This is a genomic window from Companilactobacillus ginsenosidimutans (genome assembly GCF_001050475.1).
GTDB lineage: Bacteria > Bacillota > Bacilli > Lactobacillales > Lactobacillaceae > Companilactobacillus > Companilactobacillus ginsenosidimutans.
Genome location: NZ_CP012034.1, coordinates 1,703,998 through 1,724,352, shown reverse-complemented (window position 1 = coordinate 1,724,352; position 20,355 = coordinate 1,703,998). Strand labels below are relative to the sequence as shown.

The following is a 20,355-nucleotide window of genomic DNA, read 5'->3' as shown; positions in this document are numbered from 1 at the left end:
TTTTTGTAGTTAATTTCTTTGGTATTGTCCATATGCATACCAAATCGTAACTGTTTTTGATTCATTATCAACTGTATAAACAACTCTATGCAGAATATTTATTCGTCTTGAGTAAAATCTGCTAATTGGTGGAACGAGCTTTTCAAAGGATCGAGAGTTCTCAAACGGATCATGTCTCAATGTATTTATGATTTTTAAAAAATTTTTTTCTAATTTTGACCCCTTGATTTTTTTCAGATCGTTCTTGGCTTGTGACTTAATGGTTATTGTGTACATTAGAGACTTTTCCAAACATCATCGAAATCCAATTCTTTATCATTTTTTCTTTTAGCTAGAATTTCAGTGACTTCTGTGTTAGTTAAGTAAAGGGTCTCTTGCATAGCGTTATAGTCATCTTTACTCATAATAACGATATCATTATCGCTGTCTTTCTTGGTGGAGGAAACAGTAACAGGATGTTTTTCCTCATTTACTTGATTCATAATTTTAAAAAAGTTTTCTCTAGCTTTTGTTGGTGTGTATACGTCTTTGTATTCTTCAGTCATAATATGAATCGCCTCCTAATGTACCTATTGCTGTACATAAACAATATCATTATTAATAAACTTCATCAAGAACTATGCTTGTCGGATAAATTACGGCGGATGGCCACGCAGAATCGGAGCAATGTTCCAAGAAATCGCACAAGGTAAGTCCTATGCAGTAATTATGCTAGAAATATTCTTGTTGAACCTGACACCAGTTCTTCGTGTTGTTGTGTCAATTTATGGAGCTTCCGGACTGACAGTTTTGTTGGTTTGGGGGCTTTTTTTGTTGATTAATTTTGAGTTCGGGTGGAATTGTGGAAAGTTGTGTAAAGATTGTGTAAATACCTAGTTTAGCAGGCTTTCCCACTGTATTTTTAGTAACTAATTTTGATAAATTAGTAGTAAATGTATTTATGGGGGAAATTATGATTTGGAATGCCATATCTGCAGTGGTGGTAGTTTGTTTCTTTGTCGCAATAATAGTCGCAATTGTATGTTGGTTCCTAGAAATTGCGCTAGGAGGACTAGCAATAATCGTATTCTGCTTTGTAATTTATGGACTGTGGAAGTTCTTTACTTGGTTCTCTGGCTTGTTCGCACTTGTTGGGAGTGTTATTGGAGTTATATTCTTCTTAATTAAATGGATATTGATTATTTTTGTGGCGCTTTGTGTGATTTGTTTTGTTTATGGGATGTTTAGTTCTGGGAGTGATTCGAGGTCTGGAGAGAAGAATGGGGAGGAGTAGAATTTAAAATCAATAATAAGGCTTTATCTAGAAATTCAAAAAATGCCACAACTCTGGGGATGAGTTGTGGCATTTGTCGTGAAAATATTTATATAGGTTGGATAAGTTTTGAATGAATTAAAAACCTAATTTGTTGAAAATATAAGAACTAGATAGTCTTAACTGAACTTGTTTTAACCCAAGTTTGATATGGTGTGCCTGGATCATTAATTAAATAAGCAAATTGATTTGAAAATTCATCGTAATATAATGAACCCATGATTTTTGCATCTGGTGCATACGTGTTCCAAATTATTCCACTAGTTCCATAAAAATCGGATTCACCCCAGGCACCACCTTTACTAGTGACCATCAATTGAACATTTTTTTGTTTCAACTGTAGTCTTGTCCTATAGGTGTCTCCATAATTAGTCTTACCAGTAGTATCAATATAATCGGGTATTATAGTTGATGCACTAGCAATTGATGGTGCTAATGAACTCCCTGTTAATAAAAGTGCAAAACTTGCGACTGCAATGGCAATTGTTTTCTTCATGATTATTCCTCTTTTGTATAATTTGTTTGTAAAAAATATTATCTGATACTTGTATTAAAAATGTGAATTAGTGTTCAGTGAAAGTGGTTGCATATTTGTTGTGCATTAAATAAACGAAAGTATTCGGAAAGTCAGGTCTGTTTACTAGATACAAAGTTTGTCCTGCCATTGATCCATCTAGTGCTGAATATTTTGCTGCAACAAATGAATCGCCAACGTTATATTTTAGACCACCTTGTTTAACAGAAACATTCATTAAATTGTCTCTGAGTTTTCCTTCATTAGAAGTATTTGGGTAGGTCCACGCTGCAGATCCGAAGTCGTCGCTTGATATCGTTACATTTACTTTGTTGGAAACTTTTACTAGATGTGAAGTTTCTGGACAATTATTAAACGCAATTTCACTTGGTGCAGTTTCAATATTTGAAGCCTGAGATGTTGATACTGATAATGCAGCGGTACCTGCTAAAAGTAATGATAAAGATGTGAATATAAGTGCTAGTAATTTTTTCATAATTAATTTCCTCTTTTATTTTTTATTTTGCTGGATGTGTAAACATCATATAGAGTTTCATAAGCCAATATGAGATTGCATTACAAATGCCGAATTTTATTACTAATACTGGTTCTATCAGTTGTGAGTAATCATTGTGTATAAAATCTGAAATCGTAAATGATTGCCCTGAAGTAACTAGGATTCCGATAATAAAGAATAGAGTTACAACCCATGAAAGAATCAATTGGATTAGTTCAATCTTTGTTACACCCTCAATTTTTTCGTTGCCTATCCATGCTGAAAATATATGAATAAACGATTTGATGTTGTTCCACGCCAACTTAAACATTGAAATAAAAAGAAGCATAATGAATCCATACCAATGTCTCATGTAGTAATCTTGGGCATCTTCTTTATATGGATACCATTGACCATTTCGTGCGTAATACATTATATTAATCTCCTCAAAATATACTTGTTCTCATCGAAATTTTGTTTACCCCAGTTCCAACAACTTACTCACTGGAATAATAATTTTTGGAATAAATGAATTCAGAATAAGATTTCATATCCGTAACCCCCTGTGTTTGTTTATGTCTTCATATTACGGCTTCCACTAGAGAATCCTAGTATCAGAACTGGTACATCGGAATGTTTAGTCGTTATAACGGCGAATATATTTCAAAACAGGGAATAAGAATAAGTCAAAGTATTATAATATTTATGAAAAGTTTTATGGAATGAAGTTCGAATGGGGATGTCTATATGAAGAAATCAGTTATTATTGGAATTCTGACAACGTTGATGTTATTGATAACAGGAGTTGCTGCTGTTAATAGTGTCAGCGCATCAACAAATTCAATTAACACAAAAGAGTTTTTAACAGGGGACAAGTTACAAAGTACAAAAGTTAAAGTATATATTGATCCCAATGTTTCAAGTGGAATCAAACAAGACATACAGTGGGGCGTTAAAGATTGGCAACAATCAACCAACAAAATTGCTTTCTCATATACAAACAACCCAAATAATGCCACGATCAGATTTACCACGGGTACATTCGACAACCTGATAAATGCGATGACATATGACAATCAGACAATTCCAAATGGAAAGAATAAACTGATTGTTAACGCGATTATTAAAATTAACCGTGACTTAATTGATACAGATAAACTAACAAACTTTGGAATACGGATTGTTGAGCATGAAATTGGACACGTGCTGGGATTGGCTGATATTAAAGATAGTGGTTTGAAGTACTCTACTGTAATGTGGTGGAAGGATCCTAATACGGGTATTACGGCATTAGATGATAGAGCAATTAACTCTATATACTAAAAATACCGATGGTTCTCAGTTGAACCACCGGTATTTTCTTATTTGTATGATTTGAGAAAAGCTAATTAATATTATAGAGAGCTTTAACATTTGAGATATCAAATGGAGTAGGTCCTGTAACATTACCATCATTGCTAAAGTACATTACACTTTTACCTTTCATGGCTGGGTCGGTTAAATCTATTAGTCCTAGTGCGTGTCCCATTTCGTGATTTGTTACATTAACTTTATCATATGTATGTAACTCATCGTGAAAATTGAATTGAATCGTGGCTTTGATTATCGTATTACCCTCATAAGAGATTACTGTTTGTCCTGCAGTTCTATCTGTCAATGTTCCTTCTGATGTATAAATGATTTGAGCATTGTTGGGTGAGGGGACTAATTTGTAAGTTAATTTTTTGTATATTGCATGGTCCCAGGCGTCAATTGCATATTTTGCAAGTTCAATTTCATTTGTTGAAAGTTTGGGATCGATATATACCTTAATGTTTTCTAATGAAGGCAGTTTTTTGTTTGCATAAATGTTTGAATTTGGTAGTAAACCATTATATGCAGGTTTGTCCAATGTTTTAGACACTGCTTGAACTGTATTGGGTGGAAGTAGTATTAACGCGGTAACAACGGTAACAAGAAATTTTGTTATATTTAAGTAGAATTTTTTCATTAATTTATCCTCTAAAAGGTTGTAATATAATTAGCTTTACTTATGATATATCAATATGGATATTATTTATATAGAAATAATTATTAGTGAATGAAACACCGATAGTATTTAAATATTTTAAGGGATGAACGGGGATTATGAGTAAAAGAAAAATGATCTGTTTTTTTGCAATTATTTTTGGTGTTATTATCGAAATCTCAGATTATTCACCTGTTTGTGCAAAAACTGTAACAGATGAACAGCATAATAGAATTGAAATACAAGATAAATATTTTGTAAATATGCCAACTGAACAGGACTTATCCAAAGCTTTAGGATTATATCAGGAAGCAACTTACTACTTAAACCACTTGGATGAACAGATGCCCTCAGAATTACAACATCATTTTGAATATAAGACCATGAGAGATAAAGTTGAGTCACTTTATAGTCCTGATAGCCTTAGTTGGAAGACTAGAGAACAGTTACGATTGTATTTATTAAGCCAATATACTCCACATATGGCAATACACAATTACATGAATCAAGTACATGGCGGACTAGATACAGATAATATGCGATTTACGCTCCAAAAGAATGGAATTTATCAGTACTCTGCAATTTTAAAGCCTTCAAACATAACAGTATACAACCAAACTGGTAGAAAAGATGTAACCAATGCTATTAATCAGGCTGCTATTAATTGGAACGATACACCCGGAGTACACTTCAGGTTGGTAAGTTCACCTAAAGATGCACGAGTAATTATAAGGCAAACGAATGGAAATGATTCAGACGTATATTTCGAACAAGCAACAGACGCTGTATTCAATGTTACAGAAACTTATGCACAATGTTTAGTTCAGGGAGATGTGATTTTGTCATCAGATTTATTGAAGTCCCAGGACAAGAAAAAATTAGTTCATGCAGTTACTCATGAGTTTGGACATGTTCTGGGGATGCCCGATTTATATTAGGATTGACTGGAATCCCGTTGTCAAACTTGTGTATGGGTTCATTCTCTACAGCATTCCAGTCAGTGACGTATCCTATGTCTTCATTTGAGACATCAGTTGTGTCGTTTTGAGCATAATACATAACGTCATTAATATGGTTATCATCATATACAATGCTTTTATCAGCATACTTACTGTTGTATTTGGGGTTGTAATTATTTCCAAGATATTCACTGTAACGTGTGTCAATAAAGTCTCCATTGGCTAGATGTACTAGACCAGTAAAATATGGATGAGAATTATCAATATGATCACCCTGTGGATTCGAAGAATCTTGATAAACAATTGATCCTTTGTTTGAATTGTTGGATGTATGCGCTGTCATGATATCACCTCTATTTGAATGATGCTTATTTATTTCAAGTGGGGTCATAACCTTACCAGTCGTGACATCTATGTAGTTTCCTTTAGAATCTGTTTTGTAATTAAATGATTTGGCATTGTCACCGGTTGAATGGACTTTTAGTTGCCCAACTTTTCTTGATATTTTTGCGTCGAAGAATTTAAATTCTGGATATAAATTTCCATTTGATTGTCTTCGATATTGATAGACACCATTCGAGCCGAATGGATGAATAGCGATAATTCTGTCAGGATTATTTTTGTCCTGCAGAAAAACATTATCGTTAGTATCTTTTCGTCCTCTTTTTTTAGTTGTTTCGGCATCAGCAATTTTTTTCTTGTTAGTTTTAGACTTTTGTGAAACAGCGGGATTGCTGTTTTTAACACTTATGTTTGAATAGCTTTGATAAGAAAAATATCCAATTAGAATTATTACAATAATTGAACCGATACTTATTAGGGTTTTGGAACGATTACTCATAGTTTTCTCCTTGAACTATTAATTTTTATGTGTAGGCAATCAAGTTAGATTACAGTAACTGTTTGGATAAAATATATTATTGATAACAATAAGTATATCGCTAATAAGCATAAATCGTGTTGTAATTGGTGCTACCTTTTTAAGTGCAAGATAAATTTGATTTATAAAAAACAGACTTGTCGTTCATTAACGGCTAGTCTGTTTTTTTAGTATCGAGGAAGTCCAAGTTCATTATTAATTCTTTCCCCTAAACTTTTAGGGCTGCCACTATATAAAGTGTAAACTTCTCCAGTTTCTCGACGTTTAAGTTGAGTACTTGATAGGCGTTGGAACGTTTGATCTTGATCAACAGCGCCGTCGTTGTTACCATCTGAACTTCGGAATGTTACTGTGTCACCATCTGTTACCACTTCAGCGTTCTTTATCCAGGCCGTCTGATAAGCTGCTCCATCATCATGAACGTTATACATACTGAATGTTGAGGCGTTATCCATTCCATTATTACCTGGATCTCCAAACACAATGTAAAGTGGTGAATCTTTTTGCCAGAAGATCTTTCCACTGTAGTCAGAATCTGATATTGATTTAGTCCCATCTGAGCTATTTGAAGAAGATTTCGACGATGTTTCACTGTCACTACTTGAACTACTTTGGTCATCGGAAGAAGTTGATTGACCAGAGAGTCTCTCGAAGTCAGCTTTAGAATATGAGTTGTACCAGGTCATCCCCTTGGTGCTTAACTTCTTTGTCTTTGAGAATGATGAGATAGCACTGCCGCCTGTCTTGTCACTTGCCATTCCAAGGGACGTTTTACCATCAGTTTTCTTGAAAACTAATTTCAAATAAATATCAGAATTGTTGGTGTCATACTGGTTATTTGAGCCATGGATGATGAAAGTATCTTCTGCAATCTGTTTGTATTCGACGTGTTTTAACAACATTGCATCTCCGAGACCATAGGTCATCTCATTGTCCAAAAATTTGACTGGTTCAAATGTTTTTTCACCAAAAGCATCAGTATCTCGTCCATAATATCCTTTGTATTGGCTTGGTACACCGGATTTCCATGTATTTGAATATGTTTGACTTGTCCCAGTTTTTGAACCTTGTGATGAAGAATTATTAGAAGTATTGGAGCAACCTACAACTGTGAGCGCCAATCCCCCGACTAAAACACTAGCTAATAACTTTTTCATATTTACTCTCCCTTTAACTATATTTATATTTTGACATTAATAAAATGATTTTCAAATGTTAAATTGATCATTTGGTATGGACTGGTATCTATTTAATATTAAAGTATTCTTTCCAATAGGCTGGGGCTTGTTGACTTTTGAGGTCATTGACCCAGATGAATTTTCTATAAGGTACGTATCTATTAACGCTGGCCTTTCCAGTGTAAAATTTCGGATCCTGTACACGGACTGAGTTCACCTTGTAATTTGTATTCATGACGTTCATGTAGCCAGCTCCAACGACGATAAGTGTTAGCGATAATAAACCGGTAAATAAATTTCTAAATTTGATGTTTTTTGCCGCAGCGATGACAAAACGCATTGCAATTAAGTACATGAACACGTATGTTTCAAAGTTTCCACGACAATTGATGGGTGCTGAAACGAACAGTAATTGTCCCATAATCACGCCGGTCATTAAGAAGTAGAGCCACATTTTTGCGTCGGTTTTGAAAAATATAAATATGCAATAACCTATGAATGTCACGAGCAGTAAACTAATTATTCCCTCGATATTTGCAAGGTTTGTATTGAATTTGGTATATCCGTACATATAATTTAGTTTCAATTGTTTTAAATAGATGTTGATGCCGATGTAATAGGCTAAGAATACTAGTGATATCAGCGTTATTGATATTTTTTTCAAAATTGAAAAATCACTTTGAACTGCCAAAAGGACAATTGCTAATAAAAGGCCTACCAATAGTGCAAGGTTAAATGTTATCAGCCAAAAGTGTGTAATTTTTGAATAGTTAAGCCAGATCTCTGATAGATTGAATGTGGTTGTGTGATAAAGGTTGTGTTCGTGATAACCAGGATGCATAAACATGGTTATTGCTGAAGCGATGGCACCGACTAAATAGGTTATGTGGAACGCTTTAGTTTTCTTGTTGAAATATAGGATTACTAAAACTCCCAGTACGATTGACGCGATTGTCAGTGTTTCCGTAAAGAGACCAATAACATAAGCTAAAATCAACGTACACAGCGGTATGATGCGACTCGGTTTTTTGTCCTTATTGGTGTCGACCATCCAAATATAGACCAGGATCATTGCGACTGGCGGAACGTAGTTAATAAATCCAGCGTTCCAAACTAAGATGTTATTTAAGAATCCGTCTTGTAGTGTGAATACAAACAAGAACGATAGAACTAACGATAAAAACGTTGGTCCTGAAAGCTCCCAAAATCCCCATAATAGTAGAGTCCAGAAGATTGCGTACATAAGTATCGCTAACCATAAGTTGTGCATCGTAAATATTTCTAGCGTATTACCAATGTAGCGGCCATTACTACTTCCACCATAAGTAGCCTGTGGCCCGTAGAACATGTGATGTAACAAGTAGGTACCAGATGGTCCCCACCAAAAGTAATCATCTCCTGAAGGTACAACGAAAAATCTGAATACACCAAAGTAGACGAATGAAACAACGAACATTAATACTGTAAAAATTTTATACAGTGGGCTTTGTTCGTTCATAATATTAGTTTTCATAATCTTGTAACTTGAAAATCTAGTAGATACTGATTGATAAATCAAAAGAGTTTGAACCAGCTTTTCTTAAATCCCCCTCATAATATTTCATGTAGCCTCCTCGTGACTACAAATCTCATACTACGGAGAAATGGCGGTGCAACAAGAATCAAAGGTGGTACATCTTCGTTATAACGATAAGATTGGATAAAAAAAAGGGATGCTTTTCAGCATCCTTAATTGAAGATTGAGCTATTTAGTTTTTTAGTAAATGGTTATATATCTCTCTTATGATAAGAGAGTTGTAATTTCTGAAGTCCGTTCGTTGGGGTATCAAAATGGCTAATATAGTACAAATTACTAATTATTGGCTTTGGAACAGATGACTTACTGATATTTCGATATTCCGATTCCAAGTAAGCTCCCTTGTGAACTACTTTGACGAATTCATCTTTCCCAGTGTAAGAACCATTGATTGTTACCACACTTCCCGCACCAAATTCATTATCGATGGCGGCAACCTTTTGTCGACCGGATTTTTGCACGAGAACATATCCAATCTCTTCCTTAATAAAAGGGTTAATTCGATCAAGATAAGGTGATTGCGCATTTTTTCCAATATATGCGACAGATATAACAGCCAGCACAACAATAATTAATGACAGTAAAAAGTAGGCAGCTTTCTTATAAATTTTACCCTTACGTAAGCCTCCAGCAAGTTCGTCATTCATTTGTTCGCTGTTATCGTCCCAAAATTCAGTAACTGGGAAATCCAGAGCTTGTGCGACTCGAATCATATATTCAAGATCAGGATAAGTTTTTCCGGATTCCCATCTGTGGACAGTTTGTCTGGAGACAAGAACAGCATCAGCTAGTTGCTGTTGAGTGAATTGAGCCTCCTCACGTTTCTCACGAAGAATATCGGCTGAGGGAGTGATTTCTTCACGCCCCTCATAGCTTTGCTTTATGGGAGTTACTGGTTGTTTAGTTTTACTAGTTCCTACATAAATTGTAAGTGCGGTACTCAAAATTAATAATAGCAGCGTAATACCTGGGATAACCCGAATGTCGCGATTGACGATTTGAAAGGTGATTAGGTTGATGCAGAGTATGGCAATCAGTGCGGACTGAAAAATTCCGACATAAAGTAAAGTATGTTTAGTATTTTCCGACCAATGGCTGAAGGATAGGAAAACGTAAGCAATGTAAATACAAATAAACGCCACGAATTCAAAAAATCCTGGTTTTGTTGTTTCCGCGTATTCCAAATAGGTCATCGACTTATAAAATGGAAAGTACGCTGTTTGGTCTGGAGTTTTAATGTAGACAATCTTTAAATACACCAGAGATATGATAGTTAGTACAGATAGCAATAACAATATTACTTTTGTAGTAGATTCTTTTTTTATCATTTTTATCGACCCGAGTATAATATTTATATCATGATAAGTATATTTATATAATAGCAGAGTTCATTTGGAGTTGATTAATCAACTTGGAGATGAAAAGAGCAGATATCATTATTAGTAGATATCTGCTCCTATGGCTATTAGTGATTTGAATAGTTTGATAAAATATAAATATTATTAATAGGGGAATATAATTATGAAAATAAAACTTGCTTCAATTGTTGCTGTGCTGATTGCCACATTCACAGTTCAAATAACTAGTTCTAACGTTAATGCTCAGAAGGTAATAGATGATCAGGGGAATACTATTGAGCTTACAAATAAGGATGGATACTTTACTAGAAATGAATATTATGGAAAATATCCATATACTCATGAAGACGATGATCTCTTACAAACAATTCAATCAGAAAAGTTTCATGGTTTGAAAGATCTCTCAAAGTTGCATGAACAATTTCCTGGTGTTTACACAATGCGGGATATATATAATAGGTTTCCAACGATGTTCCACGAAATGTTGGATTATATTATGTCTGGAGACCCTGGTTATAAAGGTCAAAATGCTTATCATTATTATTTGTTTGACCTTAATACAGATAAAAGTCTGTACTTCAATTCCACCAGTGTTCGTTACACAACGATTTTACATCCAAATGATATAACCGTTTATAACGAAACAAAGAATCCAGAAGTGGTCGATGATATCAAGTCAGCCTTTACTCAATGGGAAAAGGTATATCCAGTTCATTTCAGATTAGTTAATAGTCCAAATGATGCGCGAATAACTATTAATGATTCTTCTACAAATCCGTTGGATAATGGACTTGATGGGAAATACACCATTGATGATACGTATCAAGAAATATTGATTAAATGCCATATTACATTGTCATCAGATTTAGTTAACCAAGCTGGTTACAGTAGCGCCAGACGGCACACTATCTTGCACGAGTTCGGGCATGTATTCGGATTGGCCGACTTGGGATGATTTTATGGAATCATAGGTAAGATTTATTTCATCGGTCGAACGGTCATCAATATAGCCCCAATCTTCATTTGACTCAATTTTAGAAGGGTCGACTACATGGCCTCCTGCATTGGGTCCAAGTGTTGAAAATAAAGTGTTATTGGAATTGTAGTCAGATTTATATACCTTTATTTCATCTTCCGAGAGCTCTGTTACATTGTTTTGCTTATAACTCATTACGCGATTTGAGTTATCAGATAGCTTAGATTTGTCGTTAGGGTCAAATGAAGCATAATCGAAAGTTGCCCAATTTTTACCATAGTATGTTCCTGTGAAGGGTTGGTAGTAATCGCCGTTCTTAAGTCTGTACGAGATATATTTATCATCAGTTTTAAAAGGTTCTGTATTGTTTGCCCCATGTGATGGATCAGAAGGATTGTCTAATGCCTCATTAATAGTGTCTTGATATGCACTGCCGTTTTTATGTGGTTTGTTATTTTCAGCAAAACCATCATACTTCATATAAGTTTCATTTGTATGTTGTTCCTTATAGTTTCCGTCAGGTTGTTTTTCATAAACAAATGATTCAGACGGGCTCTTCGAGTTTGTGGGTGAGACGATTAACTTACCGCCCACTTGTTGAAGAGAACCATTAAAGAATTTGAATTCAGGATAGATTTTTCCATCGGCTTGTTGCCGATATTGGTATACACCCTTCGAACCGTGTGGGTTTACAGCAATAATTCTATCAGGTTTGTTAGTATCCACGAAAAATTCATTTTCGTGGATTTTACTTTTTTTAGGTTTGTGGAAGGTATTTGCGTTTGCAGTTGATGTATTTGATTGACTTGTTTTGGATGTATGATTCACACTAGTAGTTGAATAACTCGTGTATGAAAAGTAACCAGCAAATACGGCTAGTATTAATAGAAAACTTATTAGTCCAATTTTCGCACTCTTGCTCATTTTATGATCCCCCAAGTATAAACATAAATATAATTGTTAATTTATAATATAATATCATTTTATCTTGAGTGATAACAGACGGATAGACGGTTTAGAGGGTATTGATCAAAATAATCAATACCCCTTTTTGTTACAGTGAATCACCGTTACAATAAATATATATTTCAATGTACCACCTTTGATTCTTGAGGCTACGGCCTTTTGACCTTAATATCGAATTAACATAAAGTTTAAGGAGATTAATTATGGGACAAAGGGAACAAGTATTAAATGAATTTTCACGATATCAAGAATTAATTAATAAAATTGGGACTACACTTTCTCAAGGAAGTGATTCAGTTCATTTGATTAAGGATTTAAATTATCAAATTGGAACGAAGAATCAAGATGAAGGATATCAAAAAGCGAGAACAGCTAAAATACATAATATAATTAGTGAGCATAAAATATTATCATTGTTAGGAATTTATGCTGTATTCTTCTTACTAAATTACTTTATTATTATGCGATTATTTATTAATGGAAGGATATTTATTGGCTTTGTATTACCGGCAATAATTTCAATTGGTGTTGTTATTGTCTGCAGCAATATAGTCGACATACCTATGATTAAGCTTCAAGAAAGCGAAAAGACTCAAGAATATTTTGGATATGAAAACCAACTTCAAACAAGTAATCATGATCTTAATCAGTTAATATCTCAGTATTCAGCTTTTTATTCAAATTCACTCATTTCAGGATTCATTATTCAACCAAATGAAATTGTTGGACCAACATTTGAAAATGGAGGAAAGTATTGGACACCATTAGTGGGTGGCGAATTGAAGTGGATTGTGAGTTACTTGCAAAAACACCAAGCAGAAACAATTCATGAAGCTTCAATGTTGTATACACAACAGATGGCATATGAGAATCAAGTTGAATCAAATAATCAGATTATTCAGAATACTAATGATGCTGCAAGAGCCGCAGAAGGTGCCCGTGATAATACGAGTTATCATAATTGGTATTAAGAATTATAATTGGCAGTGTTAACATTAATGTGTAGTTTTCTTTTACTCATTATTTATTTGTTGGAGGAATTAATTATGAAGCATAAACTAGTTAAACACTTAATACTTTTTTCACTTGTCATGCCACTAACTGCAAATGCGGCATATTGGGGAGTACCGGATATTAACAATGGAAATTATGACCAGGTACATTTTGCGGCTGCGAATGTTGCATATGATGACAATTCTAAATCTATTGAAATGGATCCAAGTTATGCACCTAATATCTATAGCCAACTCGAAGAAGCCACAAATACAAGATAGAAGTAATTTGCATGAAATATATGAATAAGTGCATATTCATTCCTGATGTGGTTAATTATGAGACAAAAGCATTGTTATTAATTTATAGAAATGGGAGAAGATAATTATGAATACTATAGAAAATGAATTTATTTCAAATTTAGGCTCAATGATTTCACAGCTGGAGGGGCCACTTCTAGTGGGATGTTAGGAATGTGTGTTGTTCCATATGTTCATTAGTATTGAGAATACAATGTGGAATATTTCCAACCATCAATAGTAAACCATTTTTTTAATTTTACAGCACTGTTTATATTTTAATGTCAGACATATTTCAAAAATAAGCATCGCAAATTGCAAGAACAAGTTAGCCATTTTTAAAAGACTGATACCAAGAGGGTTTCAGGTAATGGAGCTAAGTAATTAAGCACATTCCTCATTGAATAGCTCAGTCGGTGTTTGATAACCAGTATGTTTACGAGGCATATTGTTTAGTTTATTTTCTGTTTGTGCAACCTCCAAAGGGGTTGCCAAATCAAGAGAGATTCCCTTTGGAAAATCTCTTCGTACCATACGGTTGTGAACCTCATTGGTTCCTCGTTCACTGGATGTATATGGATGAGTGAAGTAGACAGGTGCTATTTTATCCATTACTTCTGTCAGGGTACTGAATTCAAGACCATTGTCGGCAGTAATGGACTTGATTATTGATCCATACTCTTTATTAATACTTCTCATTGTATAAGCCACTGAATCAGCGTCCTTACTGTCAATTAAACGGATAATTTGGAAACGTGTCTTGCGTTCAATCATAGTAAGAATCACGCTCTCCTGACCGTTTCTAAGGCCAACAATAGTATCTATTTCAAAATGGCCAAATTCTTCCCGATTATCCACTTCGGTTGGGCGTTCTTCTATACTTAACCCCAAGATACGATGGTTCTTACGAGCCACGTATTTTGGTAATCGACGAGACATCTTATTGATAAGATCAATATTTCTAACTTCTAATAATTGGGCATCGATATAACTATAAAGGGTTTTAGTACATACCATTTCTTCTGGTAGAAAAAGGTTCAACGCCTTGGCACGACCAACAGTCGCGTCAGGTGACCAACCGTCTTTTTTAAAGTGCTCCACAAAGAATGATAAGAAGTTAAAAACCTGTGACAGTTTATAAGGTCGATGACACGCTTTGCGTTTATCGACATAACGACTATGGGCAAGTTCAGGTATATATTCTTGATGATAGTACTCTTTACCGTTAATTTTCTTAACTTGAGTAGCTTCACCACGTTTCAACTCGTTATTAATAGTCTGTGGGCAAACACCGATAGCAATCGCGATCTTACGATTGGATTGTCCCAATTTATGTAGAGCAGCTATTTTTCCACGCTCAACTTCAGTTAAGTGGTGACCCTTATTTCTTTTTATGGTAATCTGTTCTTGCGCCAAGGCGAAAACCTCTTTCATTGTTAGTGTCGGAACTCCAATGATACCTGATTTTTTCGTCTTGGTGTTTTTTTTATTCAGTTTTTTTTTAAGTGGCTAACTTGATTATAAAATTTGCCCAAAAATAAGCATTTAAAATTGATATAAAATAATACTAAAAATTAAGTTGCGAGCTTTTTCATTCCAAATAAATTTTATCTTCAAATATTTATTAATTGTTAATAATGTGTTCCTTGGTATTTAACCATAGCCATTCAATTCGATAATTGAGATTAAACCTAAATTACATTCCATTCATTTATAGTATTTCAAACGATATCTTCGAAATATATGTTAAGGATTATAGGATATATAGAGTCAATATCATTTGTTACTAAAATCATTATTACCCCGCCATTTATGCGATATATACCAATTGTTGGTGTTTGGGACTTCGGATAAGTGCAGTATTAATTGTAATAGTTCTGGTTAAATAATGATAAGCTTAAACTTATTAATTACTTTGAGATGCAAAAAGAGGAGACTAAAAATATGGAACCATTTCAAATGTACTCAGTTCTCAGTGTTCAGACTGAGGATGCATATCTTATACATCCATCTGTAACTGATTCAAATAAGTAACAATTACAATGAAAGCAAGTATGTTAGTCAAAATGTTAATAGCGGTAATAAAATGTAGGAAACCGATAGTTTTAAACCGGCGATTACCTACATTTTTTTATCGTTATTAGCATACTAATTCAGCTACATTGAATTATATTGTGTGCATTATTGACACAATAGGATTTGATTTTTTTAAGAAAGGGTTTAAGGAACGCTTTAAATTAAATTTTATTTTTCAAAAGAGTTTAAGATTGTATGGAAATATAAATAACCATCAAATTATTCAAAATAAATATTCAATTTAGGAGAGATGGTTTTCATTAAGGAATGCAGGGATATTTAGCAGTTTCATATTACTGTCAATACTTGGAACAAACGAGACTTCCATTTATCCTGAGTTATATACAGTTGGTAATGTTTTCAAGTATAAGTTCTTATAATTTTTATTATTATGATATATTTTGAGTATATTAAAGTTGGTTTCGGGTTTTGGAATGTTATTTTTAAGTAAGGGATGTGTCTTCTGTGGATATTGTTAGTCAAGAGTATGTGAATAGTGTTGATGATTTTGCGTATTGTATATTACCGACGATTACAAATATCGCTCCAAGTACGACAGATTTCGGTTATTGGGGCATTCAATAAGTATTTTAAATGGAATCATAAAAATACGCTAATAGTTTGATTTCTGAATGATTATTTTATCTCTAGGATATACAGTTGAAGACTATGTACTTGAGATTTTTTGTTTAGTTAAAATAAAAAGTCTCAACTGATTATTGTCTGAGTGCCGAAACCCATTAGCAAATATTGATGGAAATGACTTGAGAACTAAAAGAATAATATATAACAATAACATTTGAAGTTATTCAATATTATTGTCAAAAAAATCGCGAAAATCCAAAGAGACATGCGATTTTACGACAAAATTCATCATGTAATGGCTCTGGATTAAAAACCATATAGTCTATGATAAATTCAGTTGTAGATGGATTAAAATTATAGGTTCAGATCCGTTTGCCCTTTGCTAAAATACGCCATGTATCAGTCCGTTCTTATGCCAACGCGGGGTCATTAGAATTGCTATCTTTTAGACATATTCAAACTGTGATATCGTAGAAAGACTTACTTTCTGATCTGCTTGGTTCCCATCCGTTGGAAAATATTTTTATAGTTGTTTATTTGGTTAAGTGCTGAAACTAATTTCACAATTTATAGTTTTATTAAAAATAATCATTAGTAATTAAGTATTTTAAACATAAAGAGTAGGTGTTTTGGGATATGAAGATAGATATAAAAAGATATTTAACAAATACAATTTATACTGAGGATGATTTTGGAAAATTTTTATATGATTCTAGATTTGATGAAAATCAGTTAATTGATTCTCTCTTGAAGCATGGAATATCACCGCATTCGGAAAGTTCATCCATTCAAGATAGTGAGCAATGGAAAAATGCAATAATTAATTTGGAATCTAGTAAGGACAGTACACTTGATTTATTTGAAAATACGATTCAAGAATGCAAACAACAAATACGGTATAGTATGATTGATGATTTTTTATTGGGGCGAAGAAGCAGTAATTCAGCAAGTTTTGATTTTATTAAGGCATTGGTGAGAATTATCATTTCAGTTGTGTTGACGGGTGGGATAGCGTTCTCGTTAAGTAGTATAAAATTTATTAAATTAAACTCTTTTTCTATTATTTTTTTTGGAACTATAATTCTTAGTTTTTTGATAGTAAATGTTATTACTGGCGTGGAGGGACGAACTTTCTCCACGCAAGTAAAATTAAATAAATTAAGTCTTATTTTGAAAATAGCTAGGAAAAATCGAAAAACAAAATAAATGATAAGGTTAGTATGGATAGTACGAGTCCATGATTAATTGATATCGTTAAAGTTACTGACGAAATATAAGTTATCTAACCGTTTCTGTAGATGTAGAATGATTGCAAAACAAAATGTATTATGAGGTTACCAATATAATAAACCAGTAATGTAGCCAGACAGATGGAATGGGAGTGTAAATAATTTTGTGTAACTACATTTATGCCTTCTCATGTGACTTGTTTCATCTATGATAACATTGAATTTAAGGTATCGGTGCATTGGCCAAATCCTTTATGACATCTGGTACTGAATTTATCATCGTATGGCAAGAATTGACTGACCGGAAAACGATCCAATAAGTCTTCATTTGGAAATTGTTTTTTTGTCTAAAGGTGCGTCTTAACTGTTTATTGAAAGATTATATTAAATTAGTTGAATAGACTGCTCATCTTATTGCAGTTGGAAACTCATAGAAGATCAACAGGTTCTGCTGATCTTTTATTTTTTTTGTCAATTTTGAGTACTTGGATTCTCATTTGTCAGTAAACAAAGGAAATATTTCTTGAGCTAAATTTTTGCCTGACTGCTGATGGATCAGCTTGAAATTGTTCATTAGGTGCAACCATGTACCCGATGATTTCTATAGCCTCATCAAGCGTTTCTTCAAGTTGCTTTCTAAATACTTCATTTATGTTTTCACCCTTTCCGATGCATTCTTTGGGATTGTATTATATTTATACAAACTGTTTTACACTTTCCGTATTTTGTTGAGATTTTCCGATTAATCTTACAATTTGAGTTATTAATAAACAATTTCAGTGTCCATAATTGATTATTTTTAGATGTTTTTTTGACCTACCATAAATTCAAATATTGCCGATTAATCAAAGGTGTCACTTATCATGAAAAAAATTAAATTAATGTATATTATCCAGTTTGTATTTATGGTTTTATCCAGTGTATTAATGAGCTTTTATTTGTACTTCTCTCAACTTAATTCCATCTCAATGACGTTTGCTACAATTTTTCATACGAATTATGGCATGTACTTTTTGACGGTCTTAATTATGTTGTTAATTTATTTTGGGTTGTATGGGATTTTTAACAGATTCTTCTTCTCAACGGCATTATTTTACGTACTAAGTATTGTGTTTGCTGTTGCTAATAGATTAAAAATAATTTATCGTGCGGAGCCACTTTTGCCCAGCGATTTAGCATTCTTTAATAGTAGTAGAGGACTTTTATCCATGATCAGTTTAAAATTAACTCTAGAAATTATTTTTGGATTGCTGTTCATTGTTGTCATATGTCTTTTTCTTCAGAAAAAGTTTGGAAAGACAACGTTGTTTATTAAATGGCCGATAAGATTCATTATGATTTTACTATTCGGTACTGTTTTAAGCGGTTTCTACACCGTTAATAATCAGAATTCGTTGACAAAAAAAATATTAACTAAGGAAGGTTATACATCTAGTTCTGCCAACTTAATGTGGGATACCAATAATAATGGCCCACTGATTACTTTTTTGACCAATATTCATCTCGATGTTATGGAAAAACCTTCCAACTATAATCAAGAAAAGATTGATTCCATTGTTAAAAAATATCAAGGCGTAGCAACTGATATCAATGAAAATCGCCCCAATGCAGATGTTAATAAACAGACTGTTATTTTTGTTCTAAGTGAAAGTCTATCTGATCCTTCGAGGGTACCTAATGTAAAGATTAATCAAGATCCATTACCAAATATTCGCCGAATCAAAAGTGAGAATACTTCCGGTTTGATGCTTAGCTCAGGGTATGGTGGTGGTACCGCGAACATGGAATACATGGCTTTGACTGGAATGGCTGTAAACCAATTTTCAAATACATTAAGGACACCATTTGTACAGTTAGTAACAAAGCAAGTTAATCCAGAAAATATAAGTAATCAATTTGAAATTTCAACAGCAATTCATCCTTACCTTGGAACTTTTTATAATCGGACAGGAGTGTATGAAAGCTTTGGAATTAAGAACTTCAAAAATCTTAAGACAAAGGGTCACTCTGCTTTGAAATACACGGCTCCACTTAATGGAGGACAATGGGTCAGTGACAAATCAGTCTATAACGATGTGTTATTACAAGTTGAACAGGGTAAACATGGCCAATTTATTAATGTTGTTACGATGCAAAACCATATGCCATATAACAACTATTATCCTGATAATACTTTCACAGCGAGTGGTAAAGGGGTTGGTCAAAATGCATCTGAAGTGGCTAATTATGCTAAAGGAATTAGCTATACCGATGCATCGACCAAAGATTTTTTGAATGCTCTAGATACAATTAATAAGCCAATAACGGTAGTTTTGTATGGTGACCATTTGCCCGGGATATATAGCGGAAATGAAAGTGCTGTGCATGAAATCCCTGAACATGAGACCGATTATTTTATCTACAGTAATAAATATGCTATTGACCACAATATGGGGACGAAAAAAATAATTAGTGACACCCACATCACCGATCCTAATGGATTTATTCCGCTTGTTTACCAACAAATGAAACAAAAAGTATCTCCATTTTATGCACTTTTAACTGAAATTCAGAAGGATACTCCTGCTATGGCTAAATCTACTATAAACACTTCAGGAAACTTATATATAGACAAACACACAGGTAAGCAAATTTCATATAACAAATTAAGTTATCATCAAAGGCAACTTTTGGAAGACTATCGGCTTGTTCAATACGATATGACTGCTGGCAAAAATTACAGTGGCAAATTAGGATTTACAAAATAGCCAGAATTGATAAGTTAATTTAATTATGAGGTAAATTGGAAACACTAAACGGGAGGGTATGGGTAGTAATTAAACACCTATGTATATCTAGATTTTTACACTAAACTAATAAAATATATTTTAATCTGAAGATTTTTTAACGATTCCAATCAACGCATTACTAATTTTTGAAAGAAAACCTATCGCTTGTATACAAGATAATT

General features: G+C 33.5%; 21 protein-coding genes. 9 read left to right on the top strand and 12 right to left on the bottom strand.

From position 1 onward, the window contains the following. Window positions 1–9: 9 nt before the first annotated feature. Window positions 10–276, bottom strand: coding sequence for a Txe/YoeB family addiction module toxin (locus tag ABM34_RS08815; protein ID WP_048705090.1), 267 nt, complete (start codon window positions 274–276; stop codon window positions 10–12). Further along, entirely contained in the window at window positions 276–545 is a 270-nt protein-coding gene (locus ABM34_RS08810) for a type II toxin-antitoxin system Phd/YefM family antitoxin (RefSeq protein ID WP_048705088.1), read from the bottom strand. The genes ABM34_RS08815 and ABM34_RS08810 overlap by 1 nt, the downstream gene beginning before the upstream one ends. Window positions 546–588: 43 nt before the next feature. On the opposite strand from ABM34_RS08810, the gene ABM34_RS13595 reads away from it, so the two are divergent. Together ABM34_RS13595 and ABM34_RS08805 are read left to right on the top strand one after the other, a co-directional pair. Next, window positions 589–876 carry a DUF1634 domain-containing protein gene (locus tag ABM34_RS13595; RefSeq protein ID WP_157023366.1) on the top strand — a complete coding sequence of 96 codons (288 nt, stop codon included), beginning with the start codon at window positions 589–591 and terminating at the stop codon, window positions 874–876. A 76-nt stretch (window positions 877–952) separates the two neighbouring features. Then, window positions 953–1,273: a hypothetical protein gene (locus tag ABM34_RS08805; protein ID WP_048705086.1), complete on the top strand. Its 321-nt coding sequence runs from the start codon at window positions 953–955 to the stop codon at window positions 1,271–1,273. A gap of 148 nt (window positions 1,274–1,421) precedes the next feature. On the opposite strand, the gene ABM34_RS08800 is transcribed toward ABM34_RS08805, so the two are convergent. The 3 genes from ABM34_RS08800 to ABM34_RS08790 all read right to left on the bottom strand — a co-directional run bounded on the left by ABM34_RS08800 (window position 1,422) and on the right by ABM34_RS08790 (window position 2,755). Then, entirely contained in the window at window positions 1,422–1,808 is a 387-nt protein-coding gene (locus ABM34_RS08800) for a hypothetical protein (protein ID WP_048705084.1), read from the bottom strand. Between the two features lie 67 nt (window positions 1,809–1,875). Further along, window positions 1,876–2,322, bottom strand: a complete 447-nt coding sequence (locus ABM34_RS08795) for a hypothetical protein (RefSeq protein ID WP_048705082.1) — start codon at window positions 2,320–2,322, stop codon at window positions 1,876–1,878. A gap of 22 nt (window positions 2,323–2,344) precedes the next feature. Then, window positions 2,345–2,755 (bottom strand): hypothetical protein, encoded by a 411-nt coding sequence (locus ABM34_RS08790; RefSeq protein WP_048705080.1) that lies wholly within the window; start codon window positions 2,753–2,755, stop codon window positions 2,345–2,347. A gap of 314 nt (window positions 2,756–3,069) precedes the next feature. Here ABM34_RS08790 and ABM34_RS08785 point away from each other — a divergent pair, with 314 nt between their 5' ends. Further along, window positions 3,070–3,645 (top strand): zinc metalloprotease, encoded by a 576-nt coding sequence (locus ABM34_RS08785; protein WP_048705078.1) that lies wholly within the window; start codon window positions 3,070–3,072, stop codon window positions 3,643–3,645. Between the two features lie 61 nt (window positions 3,646–3,706). On the opposite strand, the gene ABM34_RS08780 is transcribed toward ABM34_RS08785, so the two are convergent. After that, complete coding sequence (locus ABM34_RS08780) at window positions 3,707–4,312, bottom strand: zinc metalloprotease (protein WP_048705076.1); 606 nt, start codon at window positions 4,310–4,312, stop codon at window positions 3,707–3,709. A gap of 137 nt (window positions 4,313–4,449) precedes the next feature. Here ABM34_RS08780 and ABM34_RS08775 point away from each other — a divergent pair, with 137 nt between their 5' ends. Next, window positions 4,450–5,268, top strand: coding sequence for a zinc metalloprotease (locus tag ABM34_RS08775; protein ID WP_048705074.1), 819 nt, complete (start codon window positions 4,450–4,452; stop codon window positions 5,266–5,268). Here the strand turns inward: ABM34_RS08775 and ABM34_RS08770 are convergent. From ABM34_RS08770 to ABM34_RS08755, 4 genes are all read right to left on the bottom strand, one after another. Next, window positions 5,222–6,130: a hypothetical protein gene (locus ABM34_RS08770; RefSeq protein WP_048705072.1), complete on the bottom strand. Its 909-nt coding sequence runs from the start codon at window positions 6,128–6,130 to the stop codon at window positions 5,222–5,224. The two genes, ABM34_RS08775 and ABM34_RS08770, sit on opposite strands and share 47 nt — an antisense overlap. A 206-nt stretch (window positions 6,131–6,336) precedes the next feature. Next, complete coding sequence (locus ABM34_RS08765; protein WP_048705067.1) at window positions 6,337–7,326, bottom strand: hypothetical protein; 990 nt, start codon at window positions 7,324–7,326, stop codon at window positions 6,337–6,339. Window positions 7,327–7,414: 88 nt separating this feature from the next. Continuing rightward, entirely contained in the window at window positions 7,415–8,860 is a 1,446-nt protein-coding gene (locus tag ABM34_RS08760) for a hypothetical protein (protein ID WP_157023281.1), read from the bottom strand. Between the two features lie 254 nt (window positions 8,861–9,114). After that, on the bottom strand, window positions 9,115–10,251 hold the full coding sequence (locus tag ABM34_RS08755; protein WP_048705064.1) for a helix-turn-helix domain-containing protein: 1,137 nt from the start codon (window positions 10,249–10,251) through the stop codon (window positions 9,115–9,117). 193 nt (window positions 10,252–10,444) lie between these two features. Here ABM34_RS08755 and ABM34_RS13245 point away from each other — a divergent pair, with 193 nt between their 5' ends. Further along, the gene (locus tag ABM34_RS13245) at window positions 10,445–11,236 is read left to right on the top strand and encodes a zinc metalloprotease (protein WP_157023279.1); all 792 of its coding nucleotides are present in this window, start codon (window positions 10,445–10,447) and stop codon (window positions 11,234–11,236) included. On the opposite strand, the gene ABM34_RS08750 is transcribed toward ABM34_RS13245, so the two are convergent. Further along, window positions 11,147–12,181 carry a hypothetical protein gene (locus ABM34_RS08750; protein WP_048705062.1) on the bottom strand — a complete coding sequence of 345 codons (1,035 nt, stop codon included), beginning with the start codon at window positions 12,179–12,181 and terminating at the stop codon, window positions 11,147–11,149. The two genes, ABM34_RS13245 and ABM34_RS08750, sit on opposite strands and share 90 nt — an antisense overlap. Before the next feature lie 245 nt (window positions 12,182–12,426). Between ABM34_RS08750 and ABM34_RS08745 the strand changes: the two genes are divergently transcribed. Beyond that, window positions 12,427–13,194 carry a hypothetical protein gene (locus tag ABM34_RS08745; RefSeq protein WP_048705060.1) on the top strand — a complete coding sequence of 256 codons (768 nt, stop codon included), beginning with the start codon at window positions 12,427–12,429 and terminating at the stop codon, window positions 13,192–13,194. Window positions 13,195–13,269: 75 nt separating this feature from the next. After that, window positions 13,270–13,497: a hypothetical protein gene (locus ABM34_RS08740; RefSeq protein ID WP_048705059.1), complete on the top strand. Its 228-nt coding sequence runs from the start codon at window positions 13,270–13,272 to the stop codon at window positions 13,495–13,497. A gap of 402 nt (window positions 13,498–13,899) precedes the next feature. Here ABM34_RS08740 and ABM34_RS08735 read toward each other — a convergent pair whose 3' ends face one another. Next, window positions 13,900–14,949 carry an IS30 family transposase gene (locus tag ABM34_RS08735; RefSeq protein ID WP_048705056.1) on the bottom strand — a complete coding sequence of 350 codons (1,050 nt, stop codon included), beginning with the start codon at window positions 14,947–14,949 and terminating at the stop codon, window positions 13,900–13,902. A gap of 1,863 nt (window positions 14,950–16,812) precedes the next feature. Between ABM34_RS08735 and ABM34_RS08730 the strand changes: the two genes are divergently transcribed. Together ABM34_RS08730 and ABM34_RS08725 are read left to right on the top strand one after the other, a co-directional pair. Next, window positions 16,813–17,382: a hypothetical protein gene (locus ABM34_RS08730; protein ID WP_048705054.1), complete on the top strand. Its 570-nt coding sequence runs from the start codon at window positions 16,813–16,815 to the stop codon at window positions 17,380–17,382. An 886-nt stretch (window positions 17,383–18,268) separates the two neighbouring features. Then, on the top strand, window positions 18,269–20,152 hold the full coding sequence (locus ABM34_RS08725) for an LTA synthase family protein (protein WP_048705052.1): 1,884 nt from the start codon (window positions 18,269–18,271) through the stop codon (window positions 20,150–20,152). The last annotated feature ends 203 nt before the right edge of the window (window positions 20,153–20,355 follow it).

Bases quoted from the DNA above. Each gene is read 5' to 3' on its own strand.
- ABM34_RS08815 (WP_048705090.1), bottom strand. From the start codon at position 276: ATGTACACAATAACCATTAAGTCACAAGCCAAGAACGATCTGAAAAAA.
- ABM34_RS08810 (WP_048705088.1), bottom strand. From the start codon at position 545: ATGACTGAAGAATACAAAGACGTATACACACCAACAAAAGCTAGAGAA.
- ABM34_RS08805 (WP_048705086.1), top strand. From the start codon at position 953: ATGATTTGGAATGCCATATCTGCAGTGGTGGTAGTTTGTTTCTTTGTC.
- ABM34_RS08800 (WP_048705084.1), bottom strand. From the start codon at position 1,808: ATGAAGAAAACAATTGCCATTGCAGTCGCAAGTTTTGCACTTTTATTA.
- ABM34_RS08795 (WP_048705082.1), bottom strand. From the start codon at position 2,322: ATGAAAAAATTACTAGCACTTATATTCACATCTTTATCATTACTTTTA.
- ABM34_RS08790 (WP_048705080.1), bottom strand. From the start codon at position 2,755: ATGTATTACGCACGAAATGGTCAATGGTATCCATATAAAGAAGATGCC.
- ABM34_RS08785 (WP_048705078.1), top strand. From the start codon at position 3,070: ATGAAGAAATCAGTTATTATTGGAATTCTGACAACGTTGATGTTATTG.
- ABM34_RS08780 (WP_048705076.1), bottom strand. From the start codon at position 4,312: ATGAAAAAATTCTACTTAAATATAACAAAATTTCTTGTTACCGTTGTT.
- ABM34_RS08775 (WP_048705074.1), top strand. From the start codon at position 4,450: ATGAGTAAAAGAAAAATGATCTGTTTTTTTGCAATTATTTTTGGTGTT.
- ABM34_RS08770 (WP_048705072.1), bottom strand. From the start codon at position 6,130: ATGAGTAATCGTTCCAAAACCCTAATAAGTATCGGTTCAATTATTGTA.
- ABM34_RS08765 (WP_048705067.1), bottom strand. From the start codon at position 7,326: ATGAAAAAGTTATTAGCTAGTGTTTTAGTCGGGGGATTGGCGCTCACA.
- ABM34_RS08760 (WP_157023281.1), bottom strand. From the start codon at position 8,860: ATGAAAACTAATATTATGAACGAACAAAGCCCACTGTATAAAATTTTT.
- ABM34_RS08755 (WP_048705064.1), bottom strand. From the start codon at position 10,251: ATGATAAAAAAAGAATCTACTACAAAAGTAATATTGTTATTGCTATCT.
- ABM34_RS13245 (WP_157023279.1), top strand. From the start codon at position 10,445: ATGAAAATAAAACTTGCTTCAATTGTTGCTGTGCTGATTGCCACATTC.
- ABM34_RS08750 (WP_048705062.1), bottom strand. From the start codon at position 12,181: ATGAGCAAGAGTGCGAAAATTGGACTAATAAGTTTTCTATTAATACTA.
- ABM34_RS08745 (WP_048705060.1), top strand. From the start codon at position 12,427: ATGGGACAAAGGGAACAAGTATTAAATGAATTTTCACGATATCAAGAA.
- ABM34_RS08740 (WP_048705059.1), top strand. From the start codon at position 13,270: ATGAAGCATAAACTAGTTAAACACTTAATACTTTTTTCACTTGTCATG.
- ABM34_RS08735 (WP_048705056.1), bottom strand. From the start codon at position 14,949: ATGAAAGAGGTTTTCGCCTTGGCGCAAGAACAGATTACCATAAAAAGA.
- ABM34_RS08730 (WP_048705054.1), top strand. From the start codon at position 16,813: ATGAAGATAGATATAAAAAGATATTTAACAAATACAATTTATACTGAG.
- ABM34_RS08725 (WP_048705052.1), top strand. From the start codon at position 18,269: ATGAAAAAAATTAAATTAATGTATATTATCCAGTTTGTATTTATGGTT.